General features: G+C 32.6%; 6 protein-coding genes. 2 read left to right on the top strand and 4 right to left on the bottom strand.

Translation table 11 applies throughout. From position 1 onward, the window contains the following. Positions 1–1075: tyrosine--tRNA ligase (gene tyrS / locus Q0075_RS12890; protein ID WP_297869864.1), on the bottom strand; the 1075-nt coding region annotated here is incomplete at its 3' end. A 149-nt stretch (positions 1076–1224) separates the two neighbouring features. Between tyrS and Q0075_RS12895 the strand changes: the two genes are divergently transcribed. Continuing rightward, positions 1225–2232, top strand: a complete 1008-nt coding sequence (locus tag Q0075_RS12895; protein WP_297869865.1) for an NAD-dependent epimerase/dehydratase family protein — start codon at positions 1225–1227, stop codon at positions 2230–2232. Here the strand turns inward: Q0075_RS12895 and Q0075_RS12900 are convergent. Genes Q0075_RS12900 through Q0075_RS12910 form a run of 3 tightly spaced genes read right to left on the bottom strand, consistent with a single transcriptional unit; the run spans position 2198 to position 4646 of the window. Then, positions 2198–2578, bottom strand: a complete 381-nt coding sequence (locus Q0075_RS12900; RefSeq protein ID WP_297869866.1) for a DUF4296 domain-containing protein — start codon at positions 2576–2578, stop codon at positions 2198–2200. The two genes, Q0075_RS12895 and Q0075_RS12900, sit on opposite strands and share 35 nt — an antisense overlap. A 5-nt stretch (positions 2579–2583) precedes the next feature. Continuing rightward, complete coding sequence (locus Q0075_RS12905; RefSeq protein ID WP_297869867.1) at positions 2584–3924, bottom strand: dihydroorotase; 1341 nt, start codon at positions 3922–3924, stop codon at positions 2584–2586. Further along, positions 3924–4646, bottom strand: a complete 723-nt coding sequence (locus Q0075_RS12910) for a polyprenol monophosphomannose synthase (RefSeq protein ID WP_297869868.1) — start codon at positions 4644–4646, stop codon at positions 3924–3926. The genes Q0075_RS12905 and Q0075_RS12910 overlap by 1 nt, the downstream gene beginning before the upstream one ends. A gap of 106 nt (positions 4647–4752) precedes the next feature. Between Q0075_RS12910 and Q0075_RS12915 the strand changes: the two genes are divergently transcribed. After that, positions 4753–5418: a DUF4271 domain-containing protein gene (locus tag Q0075_RS12915; protein ID WP_297869869.1), complete on the top strand. Its 666-nt coding sequence runs from the start codon at positions 4753–4755 to the stop codon at positions 5416–5418. The last annotated feature ends 28 nt before the right edge of the window (positions 5419–5446 follow it).

The raw sequence follows: 5446 nt of genomic DNA on the forward strand, positions 1-5446 counted from the left end.
TCAAATCTTCCATTGAAATCTCAGCTTGAGGAACACCATCAAAAACTTCTAAAAAGGTTTTCTCATCTAACTTTTTCAACTCATCCATTGACGGACTAAAAAAAGCATTGGATGCTGCAATTGCATTTTCCAAATCTGTTGCAGAATGAACCATTGTAGTGATTTCTTCTGCTAAACGTTTTTGTAACGCTCTTAAATGAGGCGCTTCGTTATGTGCTGCAATTAATTTTTCAATGGTTTCTTTGTCTAAGAACGTGAAAATCTTAATGTATTTTTCAGCATCAACATCCGAAGTATTTAACCAGTATTGGTAGAATTTGTAAGGTGAAGTTCTTTCCGGATCTAACCAAATATTGCCACCTTCTGATTTTCCGAATTTCGTTCCATCCGCTTTTGTAATCAACGGACAAGTTAAGGCATAGGCTTTTCCAGATTCAATTCTACGCACTAATTCTGTTCCCGTGGTGATATTTCCCCATTGGTCACTTCCGCCCATTTGTAGCGTACATTTTTTTGCACGGTATAAATGTAAAAAGTCATATCCTTGTACTAATTGGTATGTAAATTCAGTAAACGACATTCCTTCTGAAGTTTCTCCAGTTAAACGTTTTTTTACTGAATCTTTCGCCATCATGTAGTTCACTGTAATATGTTTACCCACATCGCGAATGAAATCTAAGAAAGAGAATTCTTTCATCCAATCGTAATTGTTTACTAACTCGGCAGCATTAGGTTCGGCTGAAGTAAAATCTAAAAAGCGAGCCAATTGTCCTTTAATAGCTTCTTGATTGTGACGCAAAGTAGCTTCATCTAATAAATTTCTTTCATTAGATTTTCCTGATGGATCACCAATCATTCCTGTTGCTCCACCTACAAGCGCTAAAGGTTTATGACCACTCAATTGAAAATGTCTCAATAACATCACCCCAACTAAATGTCCTATATGCAATGAATCGGCGGTTGGATCAATACCCACATACGCCACACGCATCTGCTCCATCAAATGTTCTTCTGTGCCTGGCATTACGTCGTGGAGCATTCCTCTCCAAGTCACTTCTTCAATAAAATTTTTCATGATTCTTAATAATTTGAGCAAAGATAGTTTTTAGTTTAAAAGTTTAAAAGTTTTATTCAAAATTCAAGGGTAAATTAAAGCTCAAGTCCAAAAACAATTCTTAGTAAATCCAACTTCCAGCTTCCAGCAAAAAATATTATCTTTACATCATGATTTTAGTTACAGGAGCAACAGGTTTAGTAGGTTCGCATTTATTAGTACAACTTCTTCAAGAAAATGAGGAAGTAAAAGCGCTATTTCGTTCTGAAAAACAAATTGAAAAAGTGAAAAATGTTTTTGCTTTTTATAATCAAACCGCTCTTTTTGATAAAATCATTTGGGTAAAAGGCGATATTACGAATATTCCTTCGTTAGAAATTGCTTTTGAAAATATCACACATGTATATCATTGTGCGGCATTGATTTCGTTTGACCCTAGTGATGAAGAAGAACTGCGAAAAATCAATATTGAAGGAACTGCAAATGTGGTAAATTGTTGTATTGATTTTGGTATAAAAAAACTTTGTCATGTAAGTTCTATAGCTGCTTTAGGAACTCCAAAAGAACTCGAAACCAGTATCACCGAAGAAACCGAATGGAATCCAGAAGAATTACACAGTGATTACGCGATTACAAAATATGGTGCTGAAATGGAAGTTTGGCGTGGACATCAAGAAGGCTTAGAAGTCGTAATTGTGAATCCGGGTGTGATTTTTGGTTACGGTTTCCCAAAAAAAGGAAGTGATGTAATTATTCAATCCGTTAAAAATGGATTATTGTTTTATACCAAAGGTAACATTGGAATTATTGGTGTTGAAGATGTAACGAAAGGCATGACAGAACTCATGAAAAGTTCAATAAACGGAGAACGTTATACTCTAGTAGGCGAAAATATTTCGACAAAAGCATTACTTGATTTTATTGCAGAAGAACTACAAGTTAAAAGGCCATCTATCGAAGCTACAAAATGGATGACTTCTATAGCTTGGCGAATGGATTGGTTGATTTCCAAACTACTAAATCGTAAACGAAAATTAACCCGAAGTACTGCAAATGCATCACACACTACAAGCCCTTTTAATACTTCAAAAATTGAATGTGAACTTAATTTTACTTTTCAAAAAAAAGAAAGTTATTTAAAAACTATTCTAAAGTTGAATCAGGAGCAATTGAACTAGAACTTTGATTCTTATTATTAGATTCTGTTTGTTTTTCTTTGTCTAATCTTTCCAAAACTTTCTTGTAGATTTTTTTGAATTTTCTTGCATCTCCAGCATAATACATCTGATTTTGACGATATGTTACACTGTCAATTTTATATTTTTTAAAAATATATTGATCCATTTCAATATTATGCTCCATCAATTTATTTGGCATAGAACCTTCAATGGCTTGAAGCAATGATACATCATATAAAATATCGACCATTGTTTTTTCATCCAATAAATTATCCGGTTTTGGAACAGGATTCTTAGAACAAGATACTATAAAAATAGTAACAAACAAGAATAGTAATTGTTTCATTATATTTATCTTTCAAATAATAAACGTTGACCTACCTTTAAGTCTTTTACCTTTCCATTTTGATAAACTAATTTCCCATTAACAAAAGTATGTGTTACTCTTGATTTAAAATTATATCCTTCAAAAGGTGACCAACCACATTTATATAAAATATTCTCTTTCTTTACATTCCAAGGCAAATGAGTATTTACAATTGCTAAATCGGCATAGAATCCTTCACGAATAAATCCACGTTTCTCAATTTTGAAAATTTTAGCAGGATTATGACACATCTTTTCAACAATCTTTTCTACAGAAATCTTTCCTTGATGATGCGCTTCAAATAAAGCAACAACCGCATGTTGTACTAACGGACCTCCTGAAGGACAAGTTAAATAGGGATTACATTTTTCTTCTAAAGTATGAGGAGCGTGATCGGTTGCGATGACATCAATTCTATCATCTAACAAAGCTTTCCATAAGGCATCTTTATCAGCCTGTGTTTTTACGGCAGGATTCCATTTGATTAGAGAGCCTTTTGTTTCATAATCAGCATCTGTAAACCATAAATGATGGACACAAACTTCGGCAGTAATTTGTTTTTGTTCTAATGGAATCTTATTGGTAAACAACTCCATTTCTTTCGCTGTTGACAAATGGAAAACATGCAAACGAGCTCCTGTCTTTTTAGCTAATTCAATCGCTTTAGAAGAAGACAAATAACACGCTTCTTCACTTCGAATTAAATGATGATACTTCATTGGTATATCATCACCAAATTCTTCTTTATATTTTTGGGTATTGGTTTTAATCGTAGCTTCATCTTCACAATGAACCGCAATTAACATTTTTGTTGAAGAGAAAATCTTTTCTAAAACTTCTGGATTATCTACCAACATGTTACCTGTTGAAGAACCCAAAAACAATTTAATTCCGGCAACATTTCTTGGATTGGTTTTTAAAACTTCGTCTAAGTTATCATTGGTTCCTCCCATCATAAACGAATAATTCGCATAAGATGTTTTAGCTGCAATTTGATATTTATCTTCTAAAAGTTCTTGTGTAACGGCATTTGGAACTGTATTTGGCTGTTCAATAAAAGAAGTTATTCCCCCTGCTACAGCAGCTCTACTTTCCGTTTCAATATTTCCTTTGTGGGTAAGCCCTGGCTCTCTAAAATGCACTTGATCGTCAATTGCTCCAGGCATTACATAGCTTCCTTCCGCATCAATAATAACACAATCAGACGATTTGGGACTTATTTTTTCAGCAATCTCTTTAATGAATTCATTCTCAATTAAAATATCACCTTCAAAAATAGCTCCTTCATTAACAATTTTGGCATTTCGAATTAAAACAGTACTCATTATAATCTATTAAATATTTTTCTTAACCTCAACATTATTACTCCTACTACGGCTTCGCGAATAATTCCTCCACTCATTTTTGATTGTCCTTTTGTTCTATCGGTAAAAATGATAGGCACTTCAACAATTTTAAAATTCTTTACGAAAGCGCGATATTTCATTTCAATCTGAAACGCATAACCCACAAATTTTATTTTATCCAAATTGATAGCTTCTAAAACTTGTCTTCTGTAACATTTGAATCCTGCAGTAGCATCTGCAATTTTCATACCTGTTATCATTCGAACGTAAACGGAAGCAAAATAAGATAGTAAAACACGACTCAAAGGCCAATTTACCACATTAACTCCGTTAGAATATCGGGAACCAATGGCAACATCTGCACCATTTTCACAAGCAACTAACAACTTTTCTAAATCATTTGGATTGTGAGAAAAATCGGCATCCATTTCAAAAATATAGTCATATCCATGAGAAAGTGCCCATTTAAACCCCGCCACATAAGCCGTACCTAAACCCGATTTTTTCATACGTACTTTTAGATGCAATCGATTTGGAAATTCTTCTTGCATTTCTTTCACTTTTGTAACTGTTCCATCAGGCGAATTGTCATCTACGATTAAAACATGAAAAGGAGTAGGCAAAGTCAAAACTGCCTTTAGAATTGCTTCAATATTTTCAATTTCGTTAAAAGTTGGAATTACAACAATACCCTGGGCCATAAAAATCTTGTATTTCAACTGCAAAAATAAGGTATTTCTAGCTGACAATTCTTAATAATTTTATAATAATGAAAGTGACACTATTTTTTGTAATTTTGCGCCAATTATGTTAGCAATTCAATTACACGACAGAATCATCGAAAACAAAGATTGGGCAACCATCTTGTTTATTATCTGCTTGGCTATAATTGCCATTAACAAAACCATATCTTCTGTTCGATTTAACGAGTTTGTTCGATTGGCTTATTCCGATAAATACACTAAAATTTATCGCGATAGTAGTAACTTGATGAGTGGTTTTACCATTTCGATGTTTGTTTTGCAGTTAATTTCATTTTCGTTTTTTACGCTATTGGTTTTAAATCAATTTCATAGAGCTGAAAAAACCGATTTGATTGTTTATATCCAAATCTTTACTTTTTTGAGTGTTTTTATCCTCTCTAAATTCTTAATTGAGAAAATTATTGCAACAGCATTTAAAATTGAAGAATTTAACGAACAATTCAACTTGTTGAAAGTCAACTATAGAGCTTATTTTGGATTCATTTTATTACCAGTTAACATCATTTTATTCTACAATTCATTTGATTCAGATTGGTTTTTTTGGACATTATTGATTACCCTAATCACCATAAACATCACTACTTACTTGGTTGCATTGAAATTGTATCAAAATTTACTATTACGTAAAATATTTTATTTTATTTTATATCTTTGCACCCTTGAAATAGCACCTTACTATTTTATTTATAATTGGTTTACAAAAAATTAGAGAGAAATATGTCAAATTTGAAAGTGAA

The sequence above is a fragment of the uncultured Flavobacterium sp. genome, assembly GCF_937967675.1.
Lineage (GTDB): Bacteria > Bacteroidota > Bacteroidia > Flavobacteriales > Flavobacteriaceae > Flavobacterium.

Coding starts and splice junctions, on each gene's coding strand:
- Q0075_RS12895 (WP_297869865.1), top strand. CDS start 1,225: ATGATTTTAGTTACAGGAGCAACAGGTTTAGTAGGTTCGCATTTATTA.
- Q0075_RS12900 (WP_297869866.1), bottom strand. CDS start 2,578: ATGAAACAATTACTATTCTTGTTTGTTACTATTTTTATAGTATCTTGT.
- Q0075_RS12905 (WP_297869867.1), bottom strand. CDS start 3,924: ATGAGTACTGTTTTAATTCGAAATGCCAAAATTGTTAATGAAGGAGCT.
- Q0075_RS12910 (WP_297869868.1), bottom strand. CDS start 4,646: ATGGCCCAGGGTATTGTTGTAATTCCAACTTTTAACGAAATTGAAAAT.
- Q0075_RS12915 (WP_297869869.1), top strand. CDS start 4,753: ATGTTAGCAATTCAATTACACGACAGAATCATCGAAAACAAAGATTGG.